At 54.2% G+C, this 2,527-nt stretch carries 4 protein-coding genes; 3 read left to right on the forward strand and 1 reads right to left on the reverse strand.

Annotated elements, in window-relative coordinates:
- Both K6T64_RS16670 and K6T64_RS16675 read left to right on the forward strand, forming a co-directional pair.
- Positions 1-530, forward strand: a 530-nt coding sequence (locus K6T64_RS16670; protein ID WP_288011341.1) for a transposase, incomplete at its 5' end; no start/stop codon positions are given.
- A gap of 208 nt (positions 531-738) precedes the next feature.
- On the forward strand, positions 739-1,230 hold the full coding sequence (locus K6T64_RS16675) for an ImmA/IrrE family metallo-endopeptidase (protein WP_288011344.1): 492 nt from the start codon (positions 739-741) through the stop codon (positions 1,228-1,230).
- Between the two features lie 745 nt (positions 1,231-1,975).
- Here K6T64_RS16675 and K6T64_RS16680 read toward each other — a convergent pair.
- Positions 1,976-2,065: a putative holin-like toxin gene (locus K6T64_RS16680; RefSeq protein WP_288011347.1), complete on the reverse strand. Its 90-nt coding sequence runs from the start codon at positions 2,063-2,065 to the stop codon at positions 1,976-1,978.
- A gap of 271 nt (positions 2,066-2,336) precedes the next feature.
- On the opposite strand from K6T64_RS16680, the gene K6T64_RS16685 reads away from it, so the two are divergent.
- Positions 2,337-2,527: type II toxin-antitoxin system Phd/YefM family antitoxin (locus K6T64_RS16685; protein ID WP_288011350.1), on the forward strand; the 191-nt coding region annotated here is incomplete at its 3' end.

Genomic DNA, 2,527 nt, shown 5'->3' on the forward strand with positions numbered 1-2,527 from the left:
CGGCGTGTAACACGACGGATGTCCACCACCTGCTGGGGCTCATTGCCCGGAACGTGAGCGGCCTTGGAATCGTCCCGGAGGGTCACCGGCCCTGCAGGAAGCTCTGGCGGAAGGTTGATGCGGCAAACGACAATTACGCCCACCACCTGAGCAAACGCCTGGTCGACCTTGCTGTGGAGTGGGGCGCACGGGTCATTGTGTTCGAGAACTTGAAGCATTCCAGGCCGGACAAAAACAGGCACGGTTCGGCGAGGATGCGGCGGAGGGTCTGTTACTGGCTGCACCGGAGAGTCATGAAGTACACTGCGTACAAAGCAAAAGCACGGGGAATTTTGGTTGCTCTTATCTCTCCGAAGGACACCAGCACCCGGTGTTCGCTGTGCGGCTCGCTGGATACTTCAAGAGCCGGCAACATCTTGGCGTGCAGGAACTGCGGCACCGTTCACAACAGCCACGTGAATGCGGCCATCAACATCGGCATGACTTGGTTCATCCGGGAAGAAAAGCGATTGCGACAGAAAAACGCCTAACCATGTTGCGAAAGCCTGCGACTCCCGAAAGGGAGGGGTCGCCGCCGGGACGACGTTCCCGGTTGGTGTCCGGGAATCCAGGAACCCGTCCAGCCTAAGGGGTCAGGAAAGCCTGGGCGGCAGCCCCGCTGCCGGATGCCGAGGCTTCTCCCGTGCCTATGGATGGATGCCTCTCACTTCAGTGGGGGGAGGATTCACTGCGTACCGTGTGGAGGAGGAGTCCGAGGTAAAGGCCCAGGAGGACGAGGCGAACCTGTTTGCCAGCCATTTTCTGATGCCCCGGGAAGCCTTTGAGTCAGAGTGGTCGGAAACCTATGGCCTGCCGTTTGTCGATAGGGTTCTAAAAGTGAAAAAGATTTTTCAGGTGAGCTACAAAACCGTTCTTTACCGGCTCGCGACTGAAACCGATTTGGGCGACTCGGTCTGGGGTATGTTCTACGGGCAATACAAGCGACGAACCGGGAAATCCTTAACCCCTATCGACGAACCGAATCCTTTGCTCCCGGAAGAATTCCAAGCAGGGTGCCCCGAGATGTTGCGGTCCAGGGAGCCGGATTCGTTGTCCCCATACGCTTTTGTTGAGGACCGACTGTCTCGGCTGGTGCGGCTGGCACTGGAACGCAGTGAGATTACGTTGAGTCGGGGAGCAAGGCTCGACCTGGAAAGCATGCGTGACCGGGTGGCGTCATGGGTAAAGTAGGTCTTGGGCTGGTTGCTGATGCGAATGTGTTGATCGATTATACGAGCGTGGATGTATCGATCCTTGGTTTGATTTCGTCCACCCGAGTCCAATATTGGCAGAGGTCAACTCGTTGCTCGAGTCGGATATTTTGCAATTCGGCGTTCATGTCTTTGAGCCTCCTTGGAGCAAGTCATCCGGGCTTCAAGTAAAAGAGGGCAACTTTCGTTTCAGGATCATCTGTGCCTGCTAATTGCGAAAGAGCATGGCTATCGCTGCATTACCAATGACATCGCATTGCGTAAGGTTTGTGACCGGGAGGCAGTTGAGGTACTGTGGGGCGTAGAAGTTATCTGTCTATTGGTTGAATTCCGCGCATTAATACCTGATGGTGCGAAACAAATCATTCTTGCCATGCACCACAACAATCCGCGGTACATATCACAAACAATTGTAGAAAGCGCTCTTCGGAAAATTGGTCGGGCTTCAGGCACTGATCGGCTCGAGGATTGCTTGTTCTGATGCAAACTAAGTATCATGAGGTGGCTGACGACTCCGGGATAAGGGCAGTCAAAACAGGACACGGTCAGTCCCCCTGCTACGTGAACGGGCTCGGTCCATGAGATGACATATTGCGGACGGCAATGTTTCGTGCTACTATAAAAATGCATAAAATAAAACCATCGGTGCTGCTCACACCGATGGCCGCACAGGAGCCCTCACAAGGGGCGGCTCCTAGAACGCGAAAAGACCGCGATCCTTTGGCTCAGGGGCGGTCTTTTCTGTTGGTGTTGATGATCGCGACAACGAGCACGGCCAAATTGATCGCTATCATGAGTGCTTCGAAAACGCTCATCGCAACCTCACCTCCCTTCTCCCAGGAATGAGGGATGGGAGGAACCGCCCCTGGCAAGAGCCTTGTCCTGTGCGCCTTCAGTATATCTGATTGTTCGACACTTTTCAGCATAATTTTTCGTCGATACAGGGAGACGGGCGTTACGCGTACTTCGACGGGTCCACGTCCTTCGACTGCCGGTTTGCGAATTGACACGAATATGACTGCGGCGACGAAACTCCTTCTTTGATATGATGAAATAACAGCAACGCTGATCACAGGTGGTGAGATCATGCGCTTTATTACAGTACGAGAACTTCGAGCCAGCGCGGGGTCTTTGTGGAAACAATTGCATGACGGGGATGACGTGGTGGTGACATTGAATGGAAAACCGGTTGCTCTTTTGCTGCCTGCTGACGAACGTTTCCTGGAAAGAGAATTGGAGATCCTACGACGGGTTCGAGCGGAATTGGCTTTGGAAGA

This window comes from Kyrpidia sp., from assembly GCF_023512215.1.
In the GTDB taxonomy this organism is placed as follows: Bacteria; Bacillota; Bacilli; order Kyrpidiales; family Kyrpidiaceae; genus Kyrpidia; species Kyrpidia spormannii.

Bases quoted from the DNA above. Each gene is read 5' to 3' on its own strand.
- K6T64_RS16680 (WP_288011347.1), bottom strand. From the start codon at position 2,065: ATGAGCGTTTTCGAAGCACTCATGATAGCGATCAATTTGGCCGTGCTC.